The 25792-nt window shown below is 63.0% G+C and carries 23 protein-coding genes; 16 read left to right on the plus strand and 7 right to left on the minus strand.

Annotated features, from left to right (window positions below; translation table 11 throughout):
* Positions 1–16 precede the first annotated feature (16 nt).
* Positions 17–841 carry a DNA adenine methylase gene (locus M9955_15775; protein ID MCO5083100.1) on the plus strand — a complete coding sequence of 275 codons (825 nt, stop codon included), beginning with the start codon at positions 17–19 and terminating at the stop codon, positions 839–841.
* Positions 842–1497: 656 nt separating this feature from the next.
* Positions 1498–2994 carry an IMP dehydrogenase gene (gene guaB, locus M9955_15780; protein MCO5083101.1) on the plus strand — a complete coding sequence of 499 codons (1497 nt, stop codon included), beginning with the start codon at positions 1498–1500 and terminating at the stop codon, positions 2992–2994.
* 45 nt (positions 2995–3039) lie between these two features.
* Here the strand turns inward: guaB and M9955_15785 are convergent, their stop codons facing one another.
* Together M9955_15785 and M9955_15790 are read right to left on the minus strand one after the other, a co-directional pair.
* Complete coding sequence (locus M9955_15785; protein ID MCO5083102.1) at positions 3040–3750, minus strand: fumarylacetoacetate hydrolase family protein; 711 nt, start codon at positions 3748–3750, stop codon at positions 3040–3042.
* A 97-nt stretch (positions 3751–3847) separates the two neighbouring features.
* On the minus strand, positions 3848–4795 hold the full coding sequence (locus M9955_15790) for a hydrogen peroxide-inducible genes activator (GenBank protein MCO5083103.1): 948 nt from the start codon (positions 4793–4795) through the stop codon (positions 3848–3850).
* 324 nt (positions 4796–5119) lie between these two features.
* On the opposite strand from M9955_15790, the gene katG reads away from it, so the two are divergent.
* Complete coding sequence (gene katG, locus M9955_15795; protein ID MCO5083104.1) at positions 5120–7291, plus strand: catalase/peroxidase HPI; 2172 nt, start codon at positions 5120–5122, stop codon at positions 7289–7291.
* A 55-nt stretch (positions 7292–7346) separates the two neighbouring features.
* Here the strand turns inward: katG and M9955_15800 are convergent, their stop codons facing one another.
* Entirely contained in the window at positions 7347–8024 is a 678-nt protein-coding gene (locus M9955_15800; GenBank protein ID MCO5083105.1) for an MIP family channel protein, read from the minus strand.
* A 203-nt stretch (positions 8025–8227) separates the two neighbouring features.
* On the opposite strand from M9955_15800, the gene M9955_15805 reads away from it, so the two are divergent.
* The 6 genes from M9955_15805 (at position 8228) to M9955_15830 (ending at position 13642) form a co-directional block, all read left to right on the plus strand.
* Positions 8228–9523 carry an RsmB/NOP family class I SAM-dependent RNA methyltransferase gene (locus M9955_15805; protein MCO5083106.1) on the plus strand — a complete coding sequence of 432 codons (1296 nt, stop codon included), beginning with the start codon at positions 8228–8230 and terminating at the stop codon, positions 9521–9523.
* Between the two features lie 55 nt (positions 9524–9578).
* Positions 9579–10031 carry a tryptophan-rich sensory protein gene (locus M9955_15810; GenBank protein ID MCO5083107.1) on the plus strand — a complete coding sequence of 151 codons (453 nt, stop codon included), beginning with the start codon at positions 9579–9581 and terminating at the stop codon, positions 10029–10031.
* 76 nt (positions 10032–10107) lie between these two features.
* Positions 10108–10566, plus strand: a complete 459-nt coding sequence (locus M9955_15815; GenBank protein ID MCO5083108.1) for a PaaI family thioesterase — start codon at positions 10108–10110, stop codon at positions 10564–10566.
* Positions 10567–10735: 169 nt separating this feature from the next.
* Complete coding sequence (locus M9955_15820) at positions 10736–11368, plus strand: 5'-methylthioadenosine/S-adenosylhomocysteine nucleosidase (GenBank protein MCO5083109.1); 633 nt, start codon at positions 10736–10738, stop codon at positions 11366–11368.
* A gap of 55 nt (positions 11369–11423) precedes the next feature.
* On the plus strand, positions 11424–12986 hold the full coding sequence (guaA, locus tag M9955_15825) for a glutamine-hydrolyzing GMP synthase (protein MCO5083110.1): 1563 nt from the start codon (positions 11424–11426) through the stop codon (positions 12984–12986).
* A 116-nt stretch (positions 12987–13102) separates the two neighbouring features.
* Positions 13103–13642 carry a thioesterase family protein gene (locus tag M9955_15830; GenBank protein MCO5083111.1) on the plus strand — a complete coding sequence of 180 codons (540 nt, stop codon included), beginning with the start codon at positions 13103–13105 and terminating at the stop codon, positions 13640–13642.
* A 14-nt stretch (positions 13643–13656) separates the two neighbouring features.
* On the opposite strand, the gene M9955_15835 is transcribed toward M9955_15830, so the two are convergent.
* Positions 13657–14592, minus strand: a complete 936-nt coding sequence (locus M9955_15835; GenBank protein ID MCO5083112.1) for a 3-hydroxyacyl-CoA dehydrogenase NAD-binding domain-containing protein — start codon at positions 14590–14592, stop codon at positions 13657–13659.
* A gap of 234 nt (positions 14593–14826) precedes the next feature.
* Here M9955_15835 and M9955_15840 point away from each other — a divergent pair, with 234 nt between their 5' ends.
* The 5 genes from M9955_15840 to M9955_15860 are packed head-to-tail and all read left to right on the plus strand — an operon-like array spanning position 14827 to position 20595.
* A complete protein-coding gene (locus tag M9955_15840; protein ID MCO5083113.1) occupies positions 14827–16023 on the plus strand; it encodes an acyl-CoA dehydrogenase family protein in 1197 nt (398 codons plus the stop codon).
* A 24-nt stretch (positions 16024–16047) separates the two neighbouring features.
* Entirely contained in the window at positions 16048–16779 is a 732-nt protein-coding gene (locus tag M9955_15845) for an SDR family oxidoreductase (GenBank protein MCO5083114.1), read from the plus strand.
* A 44-nt stretch (positions 16780–16823) separates the two neighbouring features.
* A complete protein-coding gene (locus tag M9955_15850) occupies positions 16824–17669 on the plus strand; it encodes an amidohydrolase family protein (protein MCO5083115.1) in 846 nt (281 codons plus the stop codon).
* A gap of 24 nt (positions 17670–17693) precedes the next feature.
* Positions 17694–18452 (plus strand): enoyl-CoA hydratase/isomerase family protein, encoded by a 759-nt coding sequence (locus tag M9955_15855; GenBank protein MCO5083116.1) that lies wholly within the window; start codon positions 17694–17696, stop codon positions 18450–18452.
* A 31-nt stretch (positions 18453–18483) separates the two neighbouring features.
* Positions 18484–20595, plus strand: a complete 2112-nt coding sequence (locus M9955_15860) for an acetate--CoA ligase family protein (protein MCO5083117.1) — start codon at positions 18484–18486, stop codon at positions 20593–20595.
* Positions 20596–20770: 175 nt separating this feature from the next.
* On the opposite strand, the gene M9955_15865 is transcribed toward M9955_15860, so the two are convergent.
* Positions 20771–22153: an AMP-binding protein gene (locus M9955_15865; GenBank protein ID MCO5083118.1), complete on the minus strand. Its 1383-nt coding sequence runs from the start codon at positions 22151–22153 to the stop codon at positions 20771–20773.
* Positions 22154–22244: 91 nt separating this feature from the next.
* Positions 22245–23399 (minus strand): acyl-CoA dehydrogenase family protein, encoded by a 1155-nt coding sequence (locus M9955_15870; protein ID MCO5083119.1) that lies wholly within the window; start codon positions 23397–23399, stop codon positions 22245–22247.
* Positions 23400–23545: 146 nt separating this feature from the next.
* On the opposite strand from M9955_15870, the gene M9955_15875 reads away from it, so the two are divergent.
* Both M9955_15875 and M9955_15880 read left to right on the plus strand, forming a co-directional pair.
* On the plus strand, positions 23546–24343 hold the full coding sequence (locus M9955_15875; GenBank protein ID MCO5083120.1) for an acetoacetate decarboxylase family protein: 798 nt from the start codon (positions 23546–23548) through the stop codon (positions 24341–24343).
* A 4-nt stretch (positions 24344–24347) separates the two neighbouring features.
* Positions 24348–25106 carry an SDR family oxidoreductase gene (locus tag M9955_15880; protein ID MCO5083121.1) on the plus strand — a complete coding sequence of 253 codons (759 nt, stop codon included), beginning with the start codon at positions 24348–24350 and terminating at the stop codon, positions 25104–25106.
* Positions 25107–25114: 8 nt separating this feature from the next.
* Here the strand turns inward: M9955_15880 and M9955_15885 are convergent, their stop codons facing one another.
* Positions 25115–25786, minus strand: a complete 672-nt coding sequence (locus M9955_15885; GenBank protein MCO5083122.1) for a cupin domain-containing protein — start codon at positions 25784–25786, stop codon at positions 25115–25117.
* Positions 25787–25792: the final 6 nt, after the last annotated feature.

A 25792-nucleotide genomic window follows, 5' to 3' on the forward strand; every position in this document is an offset into this window, starting at 1 on the left:
AGGTGGCGCGAGTCGGATGCAGGACACCATGACGAAATACGAGATGCGGGACGTTATCCTCGTCAAGCCCGCCGCACCTTGGGTTGGCGGCAAGAAGCAGCTGGCAAGGCGGCTTGCGTGGATGATCGAGGCCGCGCCGCACGATGCCTATGTCGAGGTCTTCGCCGGCATGGCCGGCGTGTTCCTGAAGCGTCGCCGGGCGCCGAAGACCGAAGTCATCAACGACCTCAACCGCGATGTGGCGAACTTCTTTCGAATCCTGCAAAACCACTACGAGGCGTTCATGGACATGCTTCGGTGGCAGCTTACGAGCAGGGCCGAGTTCGAGCGCTTGAACGGCATGGATCCTGAGCGCCTCACCGATCTTCAGAGGGCAGCGCGCTTCCTTTACCTGCAGAAGACGGCCTTCGGCGGCAAGGTCGCCGGCCGGAGTTTCGGCGTCTCCGACAATGGCGGCCGCTTCGACGTGACCAAGCTGGCCGAAATCCTCGCGGCCGTGCACGAGCGCCTCGCCGGCGTCGTCATCGAGTGCCAGCCCTGGTTGAAGCTGATCGACCGCTGGGACCGGCCGGGCACTCTCTTTTATCTGGACCCGCCTTACTACGGCACGGAGCACTACTATGGCCGTGGCATGTTCGAGCGGTCGGAATTCGAGGCGATCGCGGCCCGTTTGAAGACCCTTCGAGGGGCCTTCATAATGACTTTGAACGACCTTCCAGAGGTCCGCGCGATCTTCGACGGCTTCTCGATCGAGCGCGTCGAACTCACCTATACCGTCGCCGGCAACGACAATGCGAAGCGCGCCGGCGAGGTCATCATCACGGGAGGCGGCGGTGCCTGACACCCGGCGCTGCAGGACATGCGATGACGAGGGTGTCGTGACGGACATTCTCGGCAATCCACGGCCGTGCAGCCGGTGTCGCTCTGACGACTTCCATGCGTGGTATCGAGCCCGTGTCGAGACCGAGCGCAAACGAGACGTGAGGAAGGAAAGTGCCTAGCTATCAGCGTTGCACCTATTGCGGGTCGAGCCTGCATCCGGCGAGCCATTGTCCGGGGACATGGGAGGGCAGCATGCGCCGCGCCGATCTCCGCTGCCACTACTGCGGCGGCACCGACCACAACTATGAGGGCTGCACCAAGCATGCCGGCGGCGGCAGAATGAAGGGCGCGGTCAGGATCGGGGACCGGTGGCGGCGACGCTAGCGCTGCCGGCGCGTGCTACAAAACCAAGTGTCCGAGGTGTCAAAACCAAGTGTCCGGCTACAATGGGGATAGAGTTGTGTCGTTCATCGTCCGCGCCGCTTCAGCCTTGTGATCGCCCTGACCGACTCAGTCCCAAATCTGCGCGCCGGAAGCAAGGCAGGCATGTGCGATGGCGGGCTTTCCAAGCACCCGGCGACATGATACCAGCCGCTGCCAATCCAGAAACGCAATCACGAATCGGCGCGGCCCGACCGGGTCATTCGCTTTGTTTCATTCATTCGAGGCTTGGCAATGTCGAAGATCATCGAAACCGCAACCGGCGCCCTGGCGCTGACCTTCGACGACGTGCTGCTTCAGCCCGGCCATTCCGAGGTGATGCCGGGCCAGACCGATGTCCGGACCCGTATCGCCGGCGACATCGAGCTCAATATCCCGATCCTATCGGCGGCCATGGACACGGTCACCGAGGCGCGCCTTGCCATTGCCGTGGCGCAGGCCGGCGGCATCGGCGTCATCCATCGCAATTTCTCCCCTGTCCAGCAGGCCGAGGAGGTGCGGCAGGTCAAGAAATTCGAATCCGGCATGGTGGTGAACCCGGTCACCATCGGCCCCGACGCGACGCTCGCGGATGCCCAGTCGCTTATGCGGCTGCACGGCATTTCCGGCATCCCTGTGGTTCGGAACGGCAACGGCTCTGGTCGCCCGGGCCGGCTTGTCGGCATCCTCACCAACCGCGATGTCCGCTTCGCCTCCGATCCCGAGCAGAAGGTCTCCGAACTGATGACCAGGGACAATCTGGTCACGGTGCGCGAGAACGCCGACCAGGACGAGGCCAAGCGCCTGCTTCACCAGCGCCGCATCGAAAAGCTTCTGGTGGTCGACGAGGCTGGCAACTGCGTCGGGCTGATCACCGTCAAGGATATCGAGAAGTCGCAGCTCAATCCCCATGCGTCCAAGGATGCCCAGGGTCGTCTGCGTGTCGCGGCCGCGACCAGCGTCGGCGACGACGGCTTCGAGCGCGCCGAGCGCCTCATCGACGCCGGCGTGGACCTTCTGGTCATCGACACCGCGCACGGCCATTCGCAGCGCGTGCTTGATGCCGTAGCGCGGGCCAAAAAACTCTCCAACTCCGTTCGCATCATGGCCGGCAATGTGGCGACGCCCGATGGCACCCGCGCTCTCATCGATGCGGGCGCGGATGCGGTGAAGGTTGGCATCGGGCCGGGCTCGATCTGCACCACGCGCATCGTGGCCGGCGTCGGCGTGCCGCAGCTTTCCGCGATCATGGGCGCGGTGGAAGCCGCGCAGAAGTCTGGCGTTTCGGTAATCGCAGACGGCGGCATAAAATTCTCGGGCGACCTCGCCAAGGCGCTCGCAGCTGGCGCGAGCGCCGCGATGATCGGCTCGTTGCTCGCCGGCACCGACGAGAGCCCGGGCGAGGTCTATCTGCATCAGGGCCGCTCGTTCAAGGCGTATCGCGGCATGGGCTCCGTCGGCGCCATGGCGCGCGGCTCGGCCGACCGCTATTTCCAGGCCGAGGTGCGCGACACGCTGAAGCTTGTGCCGGAAGGCATCGAAGGGCAGGTGCCTTACAAGGGGCCGGTTGCCGGCGTCCTCCATCAGCTCGCCGGCGGCCTCAAGGCGGCCATGGGCTATGTCGGCGCGCGCGATCTGACCGAATTCCGTGAGAAGGCGACCTTCGTCCGCATTTCGAACGCGGGCTTGCGCGAGAGCCACCCGCACGGTGTTACGATCACCCGCGAAAGCCCGAACTACAACGGCGCCTGAGGCAGGAACAGGCCGGCGAAAACGGGCATCGACACGACCGGCGGTTCAGACCACCCGTACGTTCAGTTCGCCGATGCCGTCGATATGCACGAGCATCGCCTCGCCGCGCCGGACGGGGCCGACGCCGGAAGGCGTGCCGGAGAAGATCAGGTCGCCGGGCGCGAGCGTGAACAGGCCGGAGAGATGGGCGATGATCTCGGGCGTCTTCCAGATCATCTGATTGAGATCGCCGCTTTGTTTCCGCTCGCCGTCCACGTCGAGCCAGATCGCGCCGCGCCCGGGATGCCCGATCAGCGACGCCGGAAAGATGTTGCCGCAGGGCGCCGAACACTCGAACGCCTTCGCGATCTCCCAAGGACGGCGCAGGTCCTTGGCTTCGTTCTGCAGGTCGCGTCGCGTCATGTCGAGCCCGACGGCATAGCCGAAGACATGATCGAGAGCCTGTTCCGGGGCGATGTCGCTGCCGCCCTTGCCGATGGCGATCACCATTTCGGCTTCGAAATGCACGTCGTTGGACCTGGAAGGGTAGGGGAAGTCCGAACCCAACAGGACGATGTTGTCAGGGTTCTTCTGGAAGAAGAAGGGCGGCTCCTTCGACGGATCATGCCCCATCTCGACGGCGTGTGCGGCGTAGTTGCGCCCGACGCAATAGATGCGCCTGACGGGAAACAGCTTGTCGCTGCCTTCAACAGGGATCGTGGTCATGGAGGCAGGCTGCACGGCAAACCCGCTATCGCCCATCGTATCGGCAGTCATGCGTCCATCCTTCTGGTTCGGCGATTTGCCTTCACGCAAACCCGCGGCCGGATTACTTCAGGCCGAGGTGACTGCCAAGACGGCTCCATCGGCGAGATCATGCCGGCACGCGCGTCCGGCTCCGCTTCGGCCGCTGCGTGTCGGACACCACGGCGCCATGCGCGGCGCGGATCGCCCCGGCCAGCAGCAGATGGTCGCGCCGGCGGTGGCTGGTCTTGCGCCAGGCGAGGCAGATCGTGCGCGAGGGGACCGGATCGCCGAACGGAACCAGCGCGACGTCTGGCCGTCCATAGGTGACGCCTGCCGCGATCTCCGGCAGGAGCGTTACGCCGAGACCGTGTCCCACCATATGCAGAAGCGTCGTCAGGCTCGTGGCGCCGAAGCTCGCCATGGCGACCGGCTTAACCCGTCCGCAGATCGCCAGCGCGTCCTCGCGCATGCAATGGCCTTCCTCCAGGAGCATCAGGCGCTCGAAAACCACGCTTTCCGGTGCGACCGGCACGGGAACCCGGCCGACCTCGTCCGCCGGGATCGCGAGAAGGAAGCGATCCTCGAAAAGCGGTTCGAAAGCCAGCGTGGATTCGTCGAAGGGGCCGGCGGCGATCATGCCGTCGAGGCGGCCGCTCAAAGTGTCTTCCACGATTGCCCCCGTCACCGCCTCGCGGATCTCGATGCGCAGATCGGGGAACTCGCGCTTGAGCTGAGGCAGCAGATAGGGAAGGAGGTAAGGCGCGATCGTCGGGATGATGCCGAGGCGGAATCGTCCGTCGAGCGCTTTGCGCTCGCGCAGCGCCGCCGTCTCCAGTTCGCGCACGTCGTCGAGGATGCGCTCGATCCGCTGCCGGTACGCGACTGCCTCTTCCGTCAGATGGACGACGCCGCGGCCGCGCTCGAAGAGGCGAAAGCCCAGTTGCTGCTCCATCTCCGCGATCTGCGCCGACAGCGCCGGCTGGGTCACTCCGACCAGTTCGGCGGCACGGCCGAAATGCAGCGTTTCGGCGAGAGCCTCGAAATATTGCATTTGCCTGAGCGTGAGCCGGATCATAGGAAAAACTTATCGATGTGACAAAGAAAGGTAATTTGTGTTTATCATAATATCCCCCTAGTTTGGAAGAGTTCCAAACTGAAGCATCGCCTTTTTGGAATCCGCTTTGAATTCGGCGTGACCCACCGGTGAGGGAGGCGAGCCATGGTCGGACCCTCTCCCGCGATCACGTGATCGACCGCCGCCGCCTGATGGCGCGGATCATTGACGCTCCAGCGCTATCTGCACGCTGCGTCGAGGTTGGTCAGTTTCCTGGCGAACATGTTTTAGGGCATTTGCGCGACCTGATCGGAGACAGATATGGACGGAATGACTGACAAGAGCATGGGCAAGTGCCCGGTCGTGCACACGGCTGCCGGCCTGCGCTCCAACCGCGACTGGTGGCCGAACCAGCTCAACCTGAAGCTTCTTCACCAGAACTCCGCCCTGTCGGACCCGATGGGCGAAGCCTTCGACTACGCCGAGGAGTTCAAGAAGCTCGATCTTGACGCGATCAAGAAGGATCTGACCGCGCTGATGACGGACTCGCAGGAGTGGTGGCCGGCGGATTTCGGTCACTACGGCCCGCTGTTCATCCGCATGGCGTGGCACAGCGCCGGCACCTATCGTACGGCCGACGGTCGTGGCGGCGCCGGCGCGGGCCAGCAGCGTTTCGCGCCGCTGAACAGCTGGCCGGACAACGTGAACCTCGACAAGGCCCGCCGCCTGCTGTGGCCGATCAAGCAAAAGTACGGCAAGAGCATCTCCTGGGCAGACCTGATGATCCTGACGGGCAACGTCGCGCTGGAATCCATGGGTTTCAAGACTTTCGGCTTCGCCGGCGGCCGTGCCGACGTCTGGGAGCCTGAAGAGAGCGTCTACTGGGGCGCGGAAGACACCTGGCTGGGCGACAAGCGCTATAGCGGCGACCGGCAGCTGGAGAATCCTCTTGCCGCGGTCCAGATGGGCCTCATCTATGTCAATCCGGAAGGTCCCAACGGCAACCCGGACCCGTTGGCGGCGGCGCGCGACATCCGCGAGACTTTTGCCCGCATGGCGATGAACGACGAGGAAACCGTGGCGCTGATCGCCGGCGGCCATACGTTCGGCAAGACCCACGGCGCAGGTGACGCCAAGCATGTCGGCCGCGAGCCGGAAGGAGCCAGCCTTGCCGAGCAGGGGCTCGGCTGGACGAGCACTTTCGGTACCGGCCGCGGCGGCGACACGATCGGCAGCGGCCTCGAGGTCACCTGGACGACGACGCCGACCAAGTGGACGAACAACTTCTTCTGGAACCTGTTCGGTTACGAATGGGAGCTGACCAGGAGTCCGGCCGGCGCGCACCAGTGGATTCCCAAGCATGGCATGGGCGCCAACACGGTGCCGGACGCGCATAACCCGGCGAAGCGTCATACTCCGGCGATGCTCACGACCGACCTCGCCCTGCGTTTCGACCCCGAATATGAGAAGATCTCGCGCCGCTTCCTGGAGAATCCGGATGAGTTCGCGGACGCTTTCGCCCGCGCATGGTTCAAGCTGACGCACCGCGACATGGGGCCGAAGTCCCGCTACCTCGGACCCGAGGTGCCGGCCGAGGATCTGATCTGGCAGGACCCTGTGCCGGCAGTCGATCATCCGCTGGTCGACGATGCCGACATTGCGGCGCTCAAGGCGAAGCTTCTTGCCTCTGGCCTTTCTATTTCGGAACTCGTTTCGACGGCCTGGGCGTCCGCCTCGACCTTCCGCGGTTCGGACAAGCGTGGCGGCGCAAACGGCGCACGCATCCGTCTGGCTCCGCAGAAAGACTGGGCGGTGAACCAGCCCGAGCGTCTCGCAAAGGTGCTGGACACGCTGGAAGGCATCCGCAAGTCGTTCAACGACGCGCAACCGTCCGGAAAGAAGGTATCGCTTGCCGATCTCATCGTACTGGGCGGCGCCGCGGCAGTGGAAGCAGCGGCCAAGGCTGCCGGTCACGACGTCGAGATTCCGTTCACGCCGGGCCGCACGGATGCGTCGCAGGAACAGACCGATGTCGAGTCCTTCGCTGTGCTGGAGCCCGTCGCTGACGGATTCCGCAACTACCTCAAGGCCGACTACAGCATTCCGGCCGAGGCGTTGCTGGTCGACAGGGCGCAGCTCTTGACCCTGACGGCGCCCGAGATGGCCGTGCTGATCGGCGGCCTGCGCGTTCTGGGCGCCAATGTCGGTGATTCCGCGCATGGCGTTTTCACGACCCGGCCTGGAACACTGACCAACGACTTCTTCGTCAGCCTGCTCGACATGGGCACGGCCTGGAAGCCGGTTTCAGCGGCGGAGGACGTTTTCGAAGGACGGGATCGCAAGACCGGCGAGCTGAAATGGACGGGCACGCGCGTCGATCTCGTTTTCGGCTCGAACTCCCAGTTGCGGGCCCTTGCCGAAGTCTATGGCGAGAACGACTCTCAGGAGAAGTTCGTGCGCGACTTCGTGGCGGCATGGAACAAGATCATGAACGCCGACCGCTTCGATATCGCGTGAACACAAGCGCAACGATGAAAAAAAAGGGCGCGGCGATGGCCGCGCCCTTTTTGTATCAGTCTTTCTCGAAGACGCCGGTCTTGGCGACGATGCCGGCGATCGCGCCGCCGATCAGCGGCGCCACGATGAAGAGCCAGAGCTGGCCGAGCGCCGCGCTGCCCGAAAACAGCGCCGGTCCGATGGAGCGGGCTGGATTGACGGATGTTCCCGTTACCGGGATGACCGCGAAATGGATCGCCGCAAGCGTGAGGCCGATGACGAGGCCCGCAAATGCGGTCGAGTGCTTGGTCGCCGTCACGCCGAGGATCACGGTCACGAAGACGAAGGTGGCGATCAACTCGATGAGGAAAGCCGAACTGGCGCCCCATACTGCCGGGTCCCAGCCATTGGCGCCGAAGCCGCCCGTATGTCCACCGGTCTTGCCGGACACGATGATCAAAAGCGCAAGCGAGGCAAGGATGCCTCCGATGACCTGCGCGATGATGTAGCCGACGACCTGCCCGGTTGGCATGCGGCCGGCCAGCCAGACGCCGATGGTGACGGCCGGATTGAGATGCGCGCCGGAAATAGGGCCGATGGCATAGGCGGCGCAGATGACACCGATGCCGAAGGCCAGCCCTATCGCCTCCTGGCCGAGCGGCAGCGCGGCGCCGAAACCGCCGGTGACAACCGAGGCCGTGCCGAGGAACACGAGCAGAAATGTCCCGAGAACTTCTGCGAGATAGGTTTTCATGGAGATGACCCCTCAAGAACAATCACACCGCAAGACTTCTACGACTTTCGTCTGAGTCGCAACGTGCACTGCACAAATCAGGGGCGGCATGTTCCGCGAAGCAGGCGATGGAGTGCATTAGCCTGCTGGCGCGTCGGCTTGTATTGATGGCACAGCAGCTATAGCAAGACGCCCGAACGGGTTGGCCGATACGGGGTACCGGAATGCGACTTGGCGGACGGTTGGCTGCGGCCATCGAAGTGCTGGAAGATATCGAGCGGCGGCATCGGCCCGTCGCGGATGCGTTGAAGGACTGGGGACTGTCGCACCGTTTTGCCGGGGCAGGGGACCGGGCAGCGATCGGCAACATTGTGTACGATGCGCTGCGTCGGAAGCGCTCGGCGGGCTGGCTCCTCGGTGCCGAAACGCCGCGTGCGCTGGGCTTTGGCGCTCTCTTGCTGGATGGCCTGACGCCGGAGCGGCTCAATACCGAACTCGATGGCGACCGTTTCGCGCCTCCGCCGCTCGATGATGCCGAACGTGCGACGATCGGCAAACAGCGGAAAGCGCCCATGCCCGAAGCGGTGGCGGCTGACTGTCCGGACTGGTGCGTGCCCTTGCTGCGCGGCGCCTATGGCGAGGGCTGGGTGGCTGAGGCGAAGGCTCTTGCCGCGCGCCCACCTCTCGACCTGCGCATCAACACGCTGAAGGCGAACCGTTCCAGGGTTCTGGCGGAACTGGAGGAAACAGGCGTCGCTCCGGCGGCGATTGCGCCGAATGGCCTGCGAATTCCACCGATCGAGGGTTATGGCAGGCATCCGAACGTGCAGGCCGAACCCGCCTTCCGGCAGGGCTGGTTCGAAGTGCAGGACGAAGGGTCGCAGATCGTCGCCCATCTCGCCGGCGTTGTGCCCGGCATGGAGGTGCTGGACTTCTGCGCCGGCGCAGGCGGCAAGACGCTCGCCATGGCGGCGGAAATGGAGAACAAGGGCTCGATCTTTGCCTATGATGCCGAAAAGCAGCGGCTGGCGCCGATCTTCGAACGGTTGACACGTGCGGGCGTCACCAATGTCGAGGTGGTCAGCCGCCTCGCGGCGCTGGAGGGGCGCGCGGAGAGTTTCGATCTGGTGCTGGTCGACGCGCCCTGCACCGGCAGCGGTACGTGGCGCCGACGCCCGGATGCCAAATGGCGGCTGTCTGACAGGCAACTTGACGTCCGCCGGGGCGAACAGTCGGCAATACTGGACCGCGCCGCCGGCTTCGTGAAGCCCGGCGGCAGGCTGGCCTACATCACCTGCTCTGTGTTTGACGAGGAAAACGCCGACCAGATCTCTGAATTCCTCGCACGCACGCCGGGCTGGGTGGCCGAGGATCACGAGGCGCTCTGGTCGAGCCGCTTTCCGGAGGCGCGCGACAAGGCTTACGTGAGCCAGACGGAAGGCATCCGCCTTTCACCGGGCCTCACCGCGACGGACGGCTTCTACTTCGCCGCATTGCGCAGGGCCGGCGCCGGAGCTTGACGCGCTGGTGCGGCGCGCCAGTTAAGCGCGTCATAGCCAACAGCGGACGGGGCTGATGAACCGCTACATGTCGCTTGTGATCTTCGTCGCCGTCGTCTTCGGCGGCGGATTGCTCATCGGATTCGTGACGCAACCCGGCGAGTGGTATGCGGCCCTGACCAAGCCGCCTTTCAACCCGCCGAACTGGATATTTGGCCCCGTCTGGTCGATCCTCTACATCCTGATCTCGGTAGCCGGCTGGCGCATCTGGCCTCTGGAAGGCGCAGGGACCGCTCGCCGGCTCTGGATCGCGCAGCTCGTGCTCAATTTTCTCTGGTCGCCGGTCTTTTTCGGCCTGCAGTCGGTGGGCGGCGCGCTGGTGATAATTCTGCCCCTGCTAGCGACGATCGTCGCTTTCATCGTGACCACGCGCCGCGTCGACCGGGTCTCGGCATGGCTTTTCGTCCCCTATGCGCTTTGGGTCGGGTTCGCCTCCGTGCTCAACCTGTCTATCTGGTGGCTGAACTGATTGATGTTGCATTGCAACATCAATCGTTGCGTCGCTTCGCCGGCTTTGTCATAAGCGGCGAAACGGGACGATGCAGATGGCCGCAGAGAACGACGTCGCCGCCAACTATGAGGAGCGCGTGCGCGCCTCCTTCGCGCGGCAGGCGGCAATGGGCACGATCGGCGCGGAACTGACGCTGGTCACGCCCGGCATCGTCGAGATCGAGATGCCGTTTTCTCCCGCGCTGACGCAGCAGCACGGCTTTCTCCATGCAGGCGTGATTTCGGCCGCGCTGGATTCCGCCTGCGGCTATGCCGCCTTCTCGCTCATGCCGGCCGACGCGGCCGTGCTCACCATCGAGTTCAAGGTCAATCTGCTCGCGCCGGGGAAAGGCGAACGCTTCCTGTTTCGCGGATCGGTGACGAAGCCGGGACGCACCATCGTGGTGGCCGACGGACAGGCCTATGCTTTCGGTTCCGATGGCGAGGCGAAGCTCATCGCCACCATGACGGGCACGATGATGACGGTGCGGGGCCGCGAGGATATCGCCGGATAGCGCAGCCTTGCCGGACAGCGCGGCTTGATGCCGCTCCACGCACATATTTTGTGCAGTTGCCGCCGGGCGCTTCACGACATACATGGCGGCCAGGCCTTCGCTGGACATGCCGGCAAGGATAGGAAACGTCCGACTCTGGGGATTTGGTAAGATCGTGCCGCTGCTGACTATGCTTGCCGGGCGCAAGGTGCTGTTCGTCATGGCCACCGAGGCGGAATACGGGCCGCATCTCAGGCGTATCTTCAAACCGCTGATGACCGGCGTCGGCCCGGTAGAAGCCGGCATCCGGCTGGGCATCGCGCTCACCGAGCTGAAGCTGGCGGGGCAGTTGCCCGACCTCGTCGTGTCGCTCGGATCGGCCGGCAGCCGTCGGCTGCCGCGCACGGAGGTCTTTCAGGTCTCATCCGTGCTCTACCGCGACATGGATGCCTCCGCGTTCGGTTTCGACAGGCACACCACGCCCTATCTCGATTTACCTGCGACTGTGCCGCTGCCGTTGCGCATCCCCGGCATCGCCGAGGCTACCACCTCGACCGGCGGCACCATCATTGCCGGTTCGGTTTTCGACGCCATAGCCGAGGACATGGTGGAGATGGAGACCTTCGCCTGCCTGAGAGCCTGCCAGATTTTCGATGTGCCGCTGATCGGCCTGCGCGGCATATCGGACGGCGACACAGATGTTTCCGGCGTGCATGACTGGGAGGAGTACCTCCATGTCATCGACGAAAGGCTCGCCGCCGCGATCGGGCTCCTGGAAGAGGCGATCGCCGACGGGCTGCTGGATGTGAAGGAAAACGCATAGGAAACATGCGCGGCGGGCCATTGCGCGGAATCGCTTCTTTCTTTAAAGGCCCGCCATGACGAACACAGTCCATCCCGACACCGTCCTCATCATCGATTTTGGCAGCCAGGTCACGCAGCTCATCGCGCGCCGCGTGCGCGAGGCCGGCATCTACTCCGAGATCGTGCCGTTCCAGTCTGCTGACGAAGCCTTCCAGCGACTGTCGCCAAAAGCGATCATCCTTTCCGGCAGCCCGGCCTCGACCATCGACATCGGCAGTCCGCGCGCCCCGCAGGCGATTTTCGACGCAGGCGTGCCGGTTCTCGGCATCTGCTACGGCGAACAGACCATGTGCGCGCAACTGGGCGGCAAGGTCGAGGCAGGCCATCATCGCGAATTCGGCCGCGCCTTTCTGGAAGTGGCCGAGGACAGCGCTCTGTTCGATGGCGTCTGGGCCAGGGGCACCCGCCATCAGGTGTGGATGAGCCATGGCGACCGCGTGACCGCGATCCCGCCCGGCTTCAAGGTCATCGGCACCTCGACCGGCGCGCCCTTCGCGGCAATCGCCGACGAGGGGCGGAAATTCTATGCCGTGCAGTTCCACCCCGAAGTCGTCCACACCCCGGACGGCGCCAAGCTGCTCCGCAACTTCGTGCAGAAGATCGCGGGCATCGAGAGCGACTGGACCATGTCCGCCTACCGCGCCAATGCGGTCGAGCAGATCCGCAGGCAGGTCGGCAAGGGCAAGGTCATCTGCGCCCTGTCCGGGGGCGTCGATTCCTCCGTCGCCGCACTGTTGATCCACGAGGCGGTTGGCGACCAGCTGACCTGCATTCTGGTCGATCACGGGCTGATGCGGAAGAACGAGGCGGCGGACGTCGTCGCCATGTTTCGCGAGCACTACAATCTGCCGCTGATCCTCGTCGACGCTTCCGACCGTTTTATCTCCGCGCTTGAAGGCGAAGCCGACCCGGAGAAGAAGCGCAAGACCATCGGCCGCCTCTTCATCGAGGTGTTCGAGGAGGAGGCGAAGAAACTCGGCGGCGCGGACTTCCTCGCTCAGGGAACGCTCTATCCCGACGTGATCGAGAGCGTCTCCTTCACCGGCGGGCCGTCGGTGACGATCAAGTCGCACCACAATGTCGGCGGCCTGCCCGAGCGCATGAACATGAAGCTGGTGGAGCCGCTGCGGGAACTGTTCAAGGATGAGGTGCGCGCTCTCGGCAAGGAACTCGGCCTGCCGGAAAGCTTCATCGGCCGCCACCCTTTCCCGGGACCGGGCCTTGCCATACGCTGCCCCGGCGGCGTGACGCGCGCGAAGCTGGAAATCCTGCGCGAAGCCGACGCAATCTATCTGGACGAGATTCGCAAGGCTGGTCTCTACGACGCGATCTGGCAGGCGTTCGCGGTGCTCCTGCCGGTGCAGACCGTCGGGGTCATGGGCGACGGCCGTACCTACGAGTTCGTCTGCGCGCTCCGTGCCGTCACCTCGGTCGACGGCATGACGGCTGATTTCTACCACTACGACATGGCGTTCCTCGGCGCCGCCGCGACCCGTATCATCAACGAAGTACGCGGCATCAACCGCGTGGTGTACGACGTGACGTCCAAGCCGCCCGGCACGATCGAGTGGGAGTGATTTGGGGTCTTCCTCGGCCAGTCGGAATCCTTCCGATGTTGTTGGGCGTAACCGTTGTTCAGGCGAATCGCCAAGAGGGCTTGTTTTGGCAAGAGTGTTTAATTATATAAACACCCATGAGTCGACCGGCGCAACCGATCATCATCGTTTCGAAAATCGACCCCGCTTGGCGGGACTATAATGGTCACCTGAACTACGCTGCCTATGCCATGGCCGCCGATCCGGCGGTCGATGCCATCTATGCCGCCGCGGGCCTGGATGTGACATATCGCAAGCGGTTCGACCGTTCCGACTATGTCGTTGAAAGCAGGTTCATCTATCTCAAGGAAATCCGCTCCGACGGCAGCATTGAAGTACGTGCGCGCCTTGTCGGTTTTGACCGCAAGCGCACGCATATCTATTGTGAAATACGCGACCCGGGAAAGAACTGGCTCTCGGCCGTGGCGCATATCGTCTCGCTGCATGTCGATACGGCGCTTGCCAGGAGCGCCGAGTTCGAGAGTTTTGCGCTGGAACGCTTCGCTGCGATCAAGGCAGGGCACGATCAGTTGCCTCCGCCCGACATCTTCGATGACACAGTGACGCTTGCGCGTCGTTTTCCTCGTTCGAAATCTATTCCTGAATCCCAGAGTTCCTCGCCGCGAGGCGACGGCTGAGCAGGCATCGGCCTTCAGTCCGTCAGATCGATCGCGGAAGCGGCTTTCAGCACATTGACCAGCGCCGTATCGCGTCGGGATGCGACTTCGCTTGGCGACCGTTTCGCGAAGAAGGCTTCGGCTTGCGCGATCACCGTTTCGCGCAGTTCGTCGGTCATTTCCGGCTGGCCGAGCTCGTTCCAGCTTGTCGCGATCTCTTCCGCAAAAATCTCGAAATAGCGCCGCATGCCGGTGCCGCCGCCGAGGGCATAGGTCAGGAAGGGTCCCATGAAGGCCCAGCGCAAGCCGGGACCATAACGCACTGCATCGTCCACGTCCTCGACCGTCGCCGCGCCCGTCTGGATCAGGTGCATCGCCTCCTTGAAGATGGCGTTCTGCAAGCGGTTCGCGATGTAGCCCGAGATCTCCTTGGCCAGCACCAGGGGCTGCTTGCCGATTTCGCGATAGAACGCTTCGGCTTTTTCCACAGCCCATGGAGCGGTCTTCGGTCCGGCCACGATCTCGACCAGTGGGATCAGATAGGGTGGGTTGAACGGGTGTCCGACGAGGCATCGCTCAGGACGAACGCAGACCGACTGGAGGCGCGAAACCAGAAGGCTGGACGAACTGGAGGCAATGATCGCGGACGGCGCCGCGGCGGCATCCATCTCGGTGAAAAGCCTTTTCTTCAACTCCTCGCTCTCAGGTCCGCTTTCCTGCACGAAGTCGACGTCGGCAAGGGCCTCCTGCAGACTGGAAGCCATGACGACATCCGGAATCGTTTCGGATACGGAAGGCTCGACCTGTCGCAAGGCTGGCCATGCCTGTGCGATCCGCTCGGGCAATTGCGCGAGACTTGCCGGCTGTGGGTCGAAGGCGCGAACTGCGAGACCGCGCGACAGGAAGTAGGCCACCCAGCCGGCGCCGATTGTACCGGTGCCGATAACGGCGATCGTCTTGATTCCAGTCATGTCGAAGTCCTTTGATGCGCTGCGTGCCGGCCTGTTTCGCAGGCCTTTTTCGAGTTCCGGAAGGATGGTCGAGAAGCCGCGACAGGACCTTCATTAAACAGCCCTTGGCAACCGCCTGTAAAAAATAATCGACTTATCACATGAAAATATCGGATAATGGTGCTTTGATAAAGGGGGTTGTTTAAAAAATCAAACTATCCTATGGTGCCTGCAGCCGAGAAACAGGTGCCTTCGATGCCGATCGACAACGAGTTCCGCAAACAGATCCTTGCAAGCGTCGAACGCTTCGTGGCCGATCGCGTCGCGCCGCGTGCCACCGAGATCGATGCGACGAACAGCTTTCCCGCCGACCTTTATCGCGAGGCGGCCGGTCTCGGCGTCTTCGGCCTCTGGGTTCCCGAAGAATACGGCGGCATCGGGCCGGATATGATCACGCCGCTGCTGATCTCCGACCTCATCGCCCGCGTCAGTCCGTCCTTCGCGTTGATCTTCTCCAACTGTGGCGACGCCGTCACGCCCATTGTGAATTTCGCCAATACCGAACAGAAGCGAAAGTTCTTGCCGGGCATCGCAGCCGGGACCACTATTCCCTGTTTCGCGTTGACTGAGCCGGGCTCCGGTTCCGATGCGGCATCGATCTCCACCCATGCCAGACAGGTCGATGGCGGCTATCGCATCAGCGGCCGCAAGATGTGGATCACCAATGGCGGCGTTGGCGATGTCTTTACGGTCTTTGCCAAGACGGACCTGGAGGCCGGCAACAAAGGCATCTCCGCCTTCATCGTCGAGCGCGGGGCGCCTGGTCTCACGATCGGCCGCAACGAGGATCTGATTGGCCTGCGCGGTTGTCCGACGACGGAACTGGTTTTCGAGGATGTCTTCGTCACGGATGCGCAGATGCTCGGCGAGAAGAATCGCGGCTTCAAGATCGCGATGTCGACGCTCGACGAGGCCCGCCTCAATTGCTCGGCCATGGCATTGGGTTCGGCGACCGGCGCGCTGCAATGCGCCATCGACTACGCCAGGGAGCGCGTGCAGTTCGGCAAGCCGATCATAGAGCACCAGGGTCTGGCGTTCCTGCTGGCCGATTGTGCCGCCCGTCTGACCGGTGCGCGCGCTATCTGGCGGCGGGCGATGTCCATGCTCGAACAGTCGCGCAGCCGCGAGGCAAGCACGATCGCCGCCATGGCGAAGCTGCTCAGCACCGAAACCGCGATGCGCGTGACGACCGAATGCGTACAGGCGATGGGCGCCAACGGTTTGTCCAGGGCCTATCCGGTCGAGCGTTTCATGCGGGACTGCAAGCCGTTCGAAGTATTCGACGGCACGAGCCAGATACAGAAGCTGCTGATCGGCCGACACCTCGAGAAATACGGCTTGCCGGAGATCTCGCACGAGGAGATCGCCGCCCTTGGAATTGCGGCCGAGTAGCCGCCGGACAATCTGGAGACTGACATGAGCAGAGGTGTTGTTTTCGCCACCGGCGCCGCCGGAGGCATCGGGGAAGCTACGGTCGCGCGTCTGCTGGATGACGGCTACACGGTCGTCGCGGTCGACCTCAGCGAGGAGGGGTTGAAGACGCTCGCCCGGCGGCATGCGGGCCAGAAGCTGCACATCGTACAGGCTGATCTGACCGATGAGGCCGCGGCACGCGGTGCGGTCCGCAAGACACGCGAGCTTGCCGGCCAGGTCGACTATCTGGTCAACCTGATCGGCTGGTTCGGCACGCAGCCTTTCGTCCAGGAGGACTCGGCATACTGGCGCAAAACCATCGCCATAAATTTCGAGGCGCTGCTCTACGTCACGCACGAGATTCTGCCTGAGATGATCGCACGCAAGAAAGGCAAGATCGTCAACGTCACGTCGGATGCGGGCAAGGTCGGACAGAGCGGCGAGGCCGTCTACTCGGGCATGAAGGGCGCCGTCATCGCCTGGACGAAGAGTCTGGCGCGCGAGAATGCCCGCTACGGACTCAACATCAACTGCACCGCGCCCGGTCCGACAGAAACGGAGCTCGAACTGGCGCAGGACCCGGATGTCATCGGCCGTGTCGTCAGGGCGATCCCGTTCCGGCGCTTTGCCAGGCCTTCCGAGCAGGCTGGCATGATCTCGTTCCTGTGCGGACCCGATTCCGATTTCATCACGGGGCAGGTCTACAGCGTCAGCGGCGGACTGACGATGATCTGACGACAGCCGGCATCCAGTTGGATCGGGAGCAAGGGAGCGTAGCCATGGTCACGGCCATAGATTTCTTATGCAATCACTTTACGGCGGACAGCATCGCCAAGAACTATCTTCACAATGAGGAGGAAGCCGCGCGCTTTGCGCAGATTGGCCTGACCGACAATCTGGTGGGTAACGACCCCGAGATCTTCCTTGCCGAAATGTCGAAGATCGGTGTCGAAAAGCTTCTCGTCCCGTCGATCGTCACCTGGTCCTACTGGCGCTCGGAACCCGTCGAGCATACGACGCCCGAGGAAGTGATCGAAATCCGCAAGGCCGCACCGGATCGCATCTTCGGTCTCTATGGTGTCGATGTCCGCAAGCGCATGGACGGCGTGCGCGAACTGGAAAGGCTCGTGCGTGAGCATGACTTCCGCGGAATCCACATCCACCCGCACGGCTTCGGCCTCGCGCCGGATCACGCCTATTATTTTCCCTTCTACTCCAAATGCGAGGAGCTTGGCGTGCCGGTCGTCATCTCGATGGGCCACACCGTCGATCTGATGCCGATCGAGAACGGCAAGCCGATCCATCTCGACAAGATCGCGCTTTATTTCCCAAACCTGAAGATCGTCTGCGCCCATACGGGCTGGCCCTGGGTGGAGGAAGCCATCGCGTTGGCGTGGAAGCATCCCAACGTCTATATCGGCACCTCCGCCTACAAGCCCAAAAACTGGTCGCCGCAGCTGGTCAAGTTCATCAACAGCTGGGGCAAGGGCAAGGTCATGTGGGGGACCGACTTCCCCCTGATCATGCAGAAGGAATCCATCGAGCAGGTCAAGGCGCTTGGTCTCAAGCCGGATGCGGAGGCTTCTCTTCTGCATGGCGCGGCACAACGCGTCTTCGGCCTCTGAACCGGCAATGCAGGGAGTTTCATCATGATCGCAGGCTCAGGCCTTGAGGCCACATTCGAAAACGGCGTCGCCAGGCTGATGATTTGTCGCGAGCGGCGTCGCAACGCGCTGGACGATGCGACGATGGAGGCCTTGCGCGACGCACTGATCAGGGCCAAGCGCGAGCGCATTGGCGCCATCGTGCTTTGCGGAGAGGGCACCAAGGCTTTCTGCGCGGGCTCCGATCTGAAGGAGATGGCCGAGCAGAACTATGACGAGCGTCTAGCCCATACGGAGCTTGGCCAGGAAATCGGCGATCTCATCGAGGCGCATCCGGCGGTTGTGATCGCCGCCATAGAGGGCTACTGCCTCGGCGGCGGGCTCGAGATCGCATCGGCCTGCGACTACCGCATCGCCGGTCGCGGCGCGGTGCTTGGCCTGCCGGAGGTGGCGATCAACGCATTGCCATCATGGGGCGGGACAGTGCGCATACCGCGTATCGTCGGCGTGGGCCGCGCTCGGGAACTGGTGATCTTCGGGCGCATGCTGAGCGGCGCAGAGGCCGAGCAGTGGGGTCTTGTCGCGCGCGCGGTGGAAGATGGCACGGCGGTCGCGGCCGCCATGGATCTGGCGCGGAAGATGGCTGCGGAGCACGATCGCAAGACGGTGGCCGTCGCAAAACATTTGCTGAGCTTCGGCTACGGCATTCCGGCACGCAGCGGTCGCCATCTGGAATATCTTGCCGACATGAATCAGCTCGGCAGCGAGGCCGTCGAGCAGGGCGTCGCCAAATACAAGAGCTGACCCGGCACGCGCGAAGAGACAGGAGAACAGATTGGGTGGACAAGTGGCCGGCGGAATGGGGACCGGACGGAATCTGGGAAAGCTGCTGTCGCCGCGATCAATCGCGGTCGTGGGAGCGTCGCTGCGGCCCGATACACCGGGTCACGATACGCTGGTCCAGTTGCGCCGCATCGGCTACACCGGCCGGATCATCCCGGTAAATCCGAAATACGACGAGATTGCCGGCCTGCCTTGTGTCTCCAGTCTTGCGGCAATCGAGGAAAGACCGGACCACGCGATCATTGCGGTCAACAACGACCTCGTCGAGGCGTCGATCGTCGAGGCGGGTTCCCTTGGCATCGGGGCCGCGACCATATTCGCGTCATGCTACCTTGAGAACGACACGTCTCCCAGGCTGGTCGATCGGCTGAGAATGCATGCGAGCCGGTACGGCATGTCCATCGTCGGCGCCAATTGCATGGGCTTTTACAACATGGCCCATCGGGTATCGGCGAGCTGGTTTCCGATCGAGGAACTGCCGACAGGCCCCATCGCCTTTATCAGCCATTCCGGCGCCGTTTTCGCTGCATTTCTCGGACTCGACCGTCGTCTTGGCTACAGTCTCGCCGTCTCGGCCGGACAGGAGCTTACCACGACGGTTGCCGACTATCTCGATTATGCGCTCGAACTGGAGGAGACGCGCGTCGCGGCTCTTTTTCTGGAGACGGTCCGCGACCCTCAAGGCTTTGCCGCAGCGCTGGAAAAGGCGCGGGAACGTGATGTGCCCGTGGTCGCCATCAAGGTGGGTCGCACCAGCAGCAGCGCCCGCCTCGCCGAAAGCCATTCAGGCGCCATAGCCGGAAATGACGCGGCCTATCAGGCGCTATTCGACCGCTACGGCGTCATCCGGGTCCGTGACGTGGATGAACTGGCGTCCACAGCGACGTTGCTTTCGGCGCCGAAAAAATATGTATCCGGAGGCTTGGCGGCGATCACGGATTCCGGCGGCGCGCGGGGGCTGCTGATCGATCTTGCCGAGGATGAGAAGGTCGCGTTCGCCGAAATCGGCAAGGCAACGAAAGAAATCCTGAGCGAACGACTGGACTACGGGCTGGAGCCGGTCAATCCGCTGGATGCATGGGGATCGGGCCACGACTATATCGGGGTCTATCGCGATTGCCTGAACGCCCTGATGGCCGACCCGGCAACCGGCATCGGCATGTTCCTGTTCGACATCGCGCTCGAGGATCATCTGTCACGAGGCTTCGTCGATGCCTGCCTCGATGTCGCGCAGGCAAACGAGAAGCCGGTCTTCGTGGCCACCAATTTCGGCAAGCTTCCGCGTACCGAACTGGCGAACCGGTTGCAGGCGGCAGGAATCCCGCTCATTGACGGCGTCGGTCCGGCGCTGAGGGCGGTCAGGCATCTGACGTCGCGCCAACGGCATGTCGCAGGCAAGGCAGCGACCGGCCGAGAGCCGAAAGCGCCGGCTCTTCTTGCCGATTGGAAGCGAAGGTTTGCGCAGACGCCGGTGGATTCGGTCGACGAGGCCACCGGATATCGCCTGCTGTCGGACTGGGGCATGGCGACGCTGCGCCACCGCAGCGTTGCAAGCCGGCAGGAACTGGAGGAGGCATTGACCGATTTTCCGCTTCCTGCCGTCCTCAAGACGGCTGTGCCGGGCATCCTGCACAAATCCGATGTCGGCGGGGTCTTCGTCGGCCTCAGGGACCAGGCCGCGCTTCTGTCTGCCTATGACGACATGGCGGCGCGGCTCGGCAAGGAAGCTGTGCTGGTCGAGATGGCGCCGAAGGGCGTCGAACTGATCGTCGGCGGTCTCGTCGATCCGCAATTCGGACCGATCGTCATGATCGGCGCGGGCGGTATCCTCGTCGAACTCTTCAAGGATGTTACCTTTGTGCTCGCGCCTGCTTCGCGCGAGGAAATCCGCCTCGCCATCGGCAAGCTCAAGGCCTCGGCGATCCTGGCCGGGTTGCGCGGTGCGGCAGCAGCGGACATGGATGCGCTTGTGGAAACGGTATTTTCCTTCTCGCATCTTGTCGCCGATCTCGCCGACAGCGTCACCGGTATCGAGATCAATCCTTTGCTGGCCACGCCGAATGGCTGCATCCCGCTCGACGTTCTGGTAACCCTGAAGCGCTGAGTCCTTTTGACGGAGGACGACAGGCGGCCGGCAGAGCTGACCGCGTCGTCGTCTTCAACACGCTCGTTCCGCATCGTTACCGGAATGGGCGTCTTTGTCGGGCCGGCAAAGCGGACCGGGATGCCCCGGCACAGCACCCCGAGCTTTTTGAAGGGCCGACGTTCCTGTTAGAAGTTCAGAGTGCTCGCGCCTCGCGCGCCGCGTCCGAAATATAAACGCGTTCGTCCTTCCAGCGCTTCGCCTTGTACTGGCTGCGCGCAAGGCTCTCGGTCGCGAGGGCGGTGACCTGGAAGCGTAGCGCTATCTTCCGGCGTATCTCGCTGGCGATCCGCTCGCACAGTTCCGCATCTTGGCCTGGCGCCAGTTCGCCCTTCGGCATGAACCTCAGTTCCGCATTGTCGGAGCCGTCCGGCTTGGTGGTCAGGATGATCTCATATTCGTCGATTTCCTGATATCCGAGCACAACCTGCTCGATCGCCTGCGGCCAGACATTGATGCCCTTGATCCGGTACATTTCGTCCAGCCGGCTGATGGAACCGATCTCGATGCCACAGAAGGGACGGCCGCAACGGCAATAGGAACCGGTGTGGTATACGGCGAGATCCTTCATCCGGCAGCGGATGACGGGAGTATCGAGATGATAAAGGCTGGTGATCACGACCTCGCCCTTCTCGCCGTCGCGCACATGCCTGCCTGTCGCCGGATCGATCACCTCCAGCAATACGTGCGGGTCGATATTATGAAGAAGACCCGGCCGGCGCTCGTCGCCCACGCCTTCCTCGCAGGTGAACATGTGGTCGTTGCGCGACTGCGTCGATCCGTAGCGGTCGAAGACGCGGGCGTCCCAGTCGCGCTCCAGCCGGTCGTACCACCGCAACGAGGCCCCTTCGCCGCCGCAGAACAGGGCATCGACGCTGGAGATGTCGGCGCTTTCGCCTCGGACCGCCGACAGGTGCCAGAAATAGGAGGTGGTGCCGATCAGGCCCTTCGGCTTGAAGCGCTGGATGAGTTCGAGCTTGCGCTGGGCATCGTAGTTGCCGGCCGGCAGGACATTGAGGCCGTAGTCGAGGGCGCCGTGATATTCCAGCCGCCCGCCTCCGAGCATGGTCAGCGGCAGCGTGAGCATCGCCGTATCGCCGGCTTTCAGGCCGGCCCAGCGATACATATAGGCGTAGACGGCCGAACTGCGCTGCAACTCGCGCAGGGTCTGTGCATGCAATTCCTGGCCTTGTCCGGAAGTGCCGCTCGTCGAGAACAGCATCATGGGATCGCGCCGCTCGATCAGATGCCTGAGCCGGTTTCCATAGGGCGGCTCGGCCAATTGGTCGGCGATGAAGTCGCCTTTCTCGACGGTCGGCACGCGATCGGTGAAATCTTCCAGCGATTCGATCGCGGTTACGTCGACGCCCTGCTCGCTCCAGATACGCGAATAGAAGGCGTTGGTCGTCGACACATAGTCGAGCAATGCCTTCAGTTGCGAGAACTGAAGTGCGCGGATCTGGCTGTGCTCCAGCCGCTCCCAGGAATCGCGTTGGGGCGGCGTAAAATTCTGCAGCATCCTTGGTCCCCGTTCTTCAAGACCTCGATCGGCATCGATGATGGTCGTCAGGCATTGATCCGACACGATTTGACCGCCGCGACCGGCACGTTCAGAAGTTCATCAGGCCGTCGCGCACGATATGGCGCGCCACCAGCAGACGCTGGATCTGCGGCGTACCGTCGAAAATCTGGAAGGCGCGAGAGTCGCGCATAAGCCGCTCGGCCGAATTCTCCTTGGAAAGGCCGTTGGCGCCCATCACCTGTACGCATTCCGTCGTGACGCGCACCGCCATCTCGGTGCAGATCAGCTTGGCGACCGAAGCGAGAGCCGTCGTCTCTCTTGCGTCGCCGCGGCCGAGCGCGTCGAGGCCTCTCAGCCATATGGCCTTGCTCATCTCGATCTCCGACGCGAGTTCGGCGATCAGGAACTGAAGCCCCTGATGCTGAAAGATCGGCTTGCCGAACTGCTGGCGTTGCAGTGCGTATTCGCGCGCGATCCCAAGGGCTGCGGTCGCAGTGCCGAGCGCCATGCCGGCAGCGTTCAGTCGTGCCGAGTCGAGCGTCAGCATGGCGATCTTGAAGCCTTCGTTCTCTTCACCCAGACGATTGCTTTCCGGCACGAAGACATCTTCCAGCAACAGTTCGCTGGTTGGGTTGCCGCGCAGCCCGGTCAGCGGCTCGTCGCGTCCGCGTTCGAAGCCTGGGGTTCCGTTTTCGATGAGGAACGCGGAAATGCCGCGTGAACCGGCGTCGGGATCGGTCTTGGCGAAGACCACGAACACGTCGCCAACCGATCCGTTCGTGCACCACATCTTGCGGCCGTTGAGGCGATAGCCGCCCTCGACCCGCGTGGCGCGGGTGCGCATGGCCGACACGTCCGATCCGGCCAGCGGTTCCGACATGGAAATGCAGGGTATGCGGCGACCTTCAGCCACCGCCGGAACGATTGCTGCCGCTAGCGCAGGCGAGGCTTTGGCGATGATGGGCGTCAGGACGTCGGCGCAATTGGCGAACGTTACCGCGAAAGCAGGACTGGTGCGGGCGATCCGTTCGGCGGCAAGAAGCGGCAGCACGTGGTCGCGGCCGATGCCGCCGAACTCTTCCGGCACGTCGATGCGAAACAGGCCGAATTCGCCGGCCTTGCGGTAGAGCTCATGCGGGAACTCCGCCGTCCGCTCCATGCCGGCGACGGCCGCCTGGACATCGTCGCGGCAGAACCGGTCCACAGTGGCAAGCACGGAAGAGCGTAGGGAAGTGTCGGTCAACTATCGTCCTCGCGTCGGAAGTGGTGAGCTGTGCCGCTCGCTTCCGTTTAGAAAATATCACTGGAAATGGGAATATCCCTTGCCATCGCAAGAAAATTACCCATAGATGTTTGAAAAAATCAACACAAAAGAAACAGGCGACTGTGATGAATGGCGAGGCGTGTTTTCTCGATATCGTGAACTTGGCGCATCCTTTTGGCGGCCAGCCCTGGCACTTCGAGGGCGAGACGCTGAACGTCTATGTGGAGGTGGCCGCCGCCGCATTGGCACGCTACTTCCCGCGGCCTCTGGCGCTTTCGGGGCCGCCTGTCTTCCGCCTCACGGTCCACGCCCTGCGGTCCGACTGCGGTCTTGGCCGGGAATGGGCGGCACGCAATCCCAGCCGGTCGCAGTTCCATGAGGCCGTGGTCGCCTTCAATGCGGCGGTCGACGGCATTGATGGCAACTGGGACCCATTCATGTGGACCGATGCCGAACCGCAGCTTTGCGTAGGGCGGGAACTGTACGGCTTTTCGATGCGGCTTGGCGACATCGGCATGACCAGACGGCCTGCGTTGAATGGTTGGCGGCGGGGAGACATCGTTGCTGCGCATGCGAGCCAGGATGGCCGCCTGATCTTTTCGATCGAGATGAGTGTCGAGCGGAACGGACCCGATGCCACACCGCCGCCTGTGCCTGCCACCCCGGTCTTCTATTCGCGGCGTACCCTGCCCAGGCCCGAGGAGCCGTGCGTCTCGGACATAACGTTCTGCCGCACGACGATGCAGGATTTGCGGATTGGTGAGGTGTGGTCGGGCAGCGGTTCTTTTCGCATCGAGCATGAGCAACTTGGCGATCTGGCGGGCGGCCGGGTGCTCGGCGCGCGCTGGAGCAGCTTTGAGATGACCAAGCCTCCGGCCGAAGTTCTCGGCCGCTGGAGCGTAACCGGCAGTTCGGGGAATTAGGCGTATGATCGATCTTCGGGACAAGACAATATTGGTCACCGGCGCCTCGCGCGGCATCGGCCGCGCGATACTGGAGACCTGTCATGCGGCCGGCGCCAATGTCGTGCTGCATTATGGTCGAAGCGCGGGCGCCGCGGAAGAGATTCAAACCCGACTCGGTGTCGAGCGCTGCCTTGCCGTTCAGGGCGAACTGGCAGAGCTGCGGGATATAGGGAGTCTCTGGCGAAGAGCGCTGGAATGGAAGGGCAGGGTCGACGTCCTGGTCAACAACGCCTCGATCCGCATCGATCTGGAACTCGATGCCGAAGACGAGGCCTGGGACGCGGCATGGCGGAAGGTTCTCGACGTCAACCTTTTGGCGCCTGCCCATCTTTCGCGCCTCGCGGTGCGGCATTTCCGGGAAAGCGGCGGCGGCTCCATCGTCAACATAGCCAGTCGTCCGGCTTTCCGGGGCGATACGCCGACCTGCCCGCATGACGGCGCGGCAAAGGGCGGACTTGTCTCCCTGACCAGACAGGTCGCGCGGCACTACGGAGCGGACAACGTCAAGGCATTCGTTGTCGCGCCGGGCATCATCGAGACGGATCAGGCTTCCGAATTCTTCGAGGTCAGCGGTCGGGGTTCGTGGCTGGCCGAAATTCCGGCAGGCAGATTCGGGCGCCCCGGCGACATCGCCAACGTCGTCGCCTTCCTCGCCTCTGGCCTTGCGGATTACGCGACCGGTTCGACGATAGATGTCAACGGCGCGTCATACGTCCATTGACCGCGGCGTCAGAAGGACGGCGGCGTTGCCGCGCTGACGACCTCGCAGACATCGTCGCCGACATTTCGAAACCGGTGGGGAAGCGAACTGTTGAAATAATACGCCTCCCCCGCTTTCAGCACCTTGCGCTCGACGCCAACCGTGACTTCCAGCGACCCCTTGAGAACAATGCCGCACTCTTCGCCTGAGTGTTGCAACATTTCAACGCCGGTATCGGCGCCGGGTTCGTATTTTTCAGACACCATCTGGAGCTTGCGGTTCTTGTCCCTGCCATTGACCAGAAGAAAAGAAATGTCGCTGCCGCCAATTTCGACCAGATCTTCCTTGGTGAAGAAGACGTTCGAAACGTTCTCCATGTCGAGCGAAAAGAAGTCGGCAATACTGATAGAGAAAACGGATAATATTTTCTTGAGAGACGCCACCTGAGGACTCGTCGCGCCTTGCTCGATCAGCGAAATCGTGCCGTTGGTCAGGCCGGCGCGCCTCGCCAGTTCCCGCTGTGACAAGCCATATGCGGCGCGCAAGGCGGCAAGCCGTTCGCCGACGCCATCAGATTCATTGCCATGTTTCGGTCCGCTCACCGTGACCCGCTCTTGGTTTTGTTGATGGTTTTCAACTAACCCCAACTTCCGTTGATGCACAAGGCGAAATATCCGCAGGCGGCCGGCATCGCCGTTCATTCTCTT

It is taken from the genome of Rhizobiaceae bacterium (assembly GCA_023953845.1).
GTDB lineage: Bacteria > Pseudomonadota > Alphaproteobacteria > Rhizobiales > Rhizobiaceae > Arvimicrobium.

Coding starts and splice junctions, on each gene's coding strand:
- M9955_15775 (MCO5083100.1), top strand. CDS start 17: ATGCAGGACACCATGACGAAATACGAGATGCGGGACGTTATCCTCGTC.
- M9955_15820 (MCO5083109.1), top strand. CDS start 10,736: ATGCTTGCCGGGCGCAAGGTGCTGTTCGTCATGGCCACCGAGGCGGAA.
- M9955_15855 (MCO5083116.1), top strand. CDS start 17,694: ATGATCGCAGGCTCAGGCCTTGAGGCCACATTCGAAAACGGCGTCGCC.
- M9955_15790 (MCO5083103.1), bottom strand. CDS start 4,795: ATGATCCGGCTCACGCTCAGGCAAATGCAATATTTCGAGGCTCTCGCC.
- M9955_15850 (MCO5083115.1), top strand. CDS start 16,824: ATGGTCACGGCCATAGATTTCTTATGCAATCACTTTACGGCGGACAGC.
- M9955_15865 (MCO5083118.1), bottom strand. CDS start 22,153: ATGCTGCAGAATTTTACGCCGCCCCAACGCGATTCCTGGGAGCGGCTG.
- M9955_15875 (MCO5083120.1), top strand. CDS start 23,546: ATGAATGGCGAGGCGTGTTTTCTCGATATCGTGAACTTGGCGCATCCT.
- M9955_15880 (MCO5083121.1), top strand. CDS start 24,348: ATGATCGATCTTCGGGACAAGACAATATTGGTCACCGGCGCCTCGCGC.
- guaA (MCO5083110.1), top strand. CDS start 11,424: ATGACGAACACAGTCCATCCCGACACCGTCCTCATCATCGATTTTGGC.
- M9955_15785 (MCO5083102.1), bottom strand. CDS start 3,750: ATGACTGCCGATACGATGGGCGATAGCGGGTTTGCCGTGCAGCCTGCC.
- M9955_15885 (MCO5083122.1), bottom strand. CDS start 25,786: ATGAACGGCGATGCCGGCCGCCTGCGGATATTTCGCCTTGTGCATCAA.
- M9955_15840 (MCO5083113.1), top strand. CDS start 14,827: ATGCCGATCGACAACGAGTTCCGCAAACAGATCCTTGCAAGCGTCGAA.
- M9955_15805 (MCO5083106.1), top strand. CDS start 8,228: ATGCGACTTGGCGGACGGTTGGCTGCGGCCATCGAAGTGCTGGAAGAT.
- M9955_15830 (MCO5083111.1), top strand. CDS start 13,103: ATGAGTCGACCGGCGCAACCGATCATCATCGTTTCGAAAATCGACCCC.
- M9955_15835 (MCO5083112.1), bottom strand. CDS start 14,592: ATGACTGGAATCAAGACGATCGCCGTTATCGGCACCGGTACAATCGGC.
- guaB (MCO5083101.1), top strand. CDS start 1,498: ATGTCGAAGATCATCGAAACCGCAACCGGCGCCCTGGCGCTGACCTTC.
- M9955_15800 (MCO5083105.1), bottom strand. CDS start 8,024: ATGAAAACCTATCTCGCAGAAGTTCTCGGGACATTTCTGCTCGTGTTC.
- katG (MCO5083104.1), top strand. CDS start 5,120: ATGGGCAAGTGCCCGGTCGTGCACACGGCTGCCGGCCTGCGCTCCAAC.
- M9955_15815 (MCO5083108.1), top strand. CDS start 10,108: ATGGCCGCAGAGAACGACGTCGCCGCCAACTATGAGGAGCGCGTGCGC.
- M9955_15845 (MCO5083114.1), top strand. CDS start 16,048: ATGAGCAGAGGTGTTGTTTTCGCCACCGGCGCCGCCGGAGGCATCGGG.
- M9955_15810 (MCO5083107.1), top strand. CDS start 9,579: ATGAACCGCTACATGTCGCTTGTGATCTTCGTCGCCGTCGTCTTCGGC.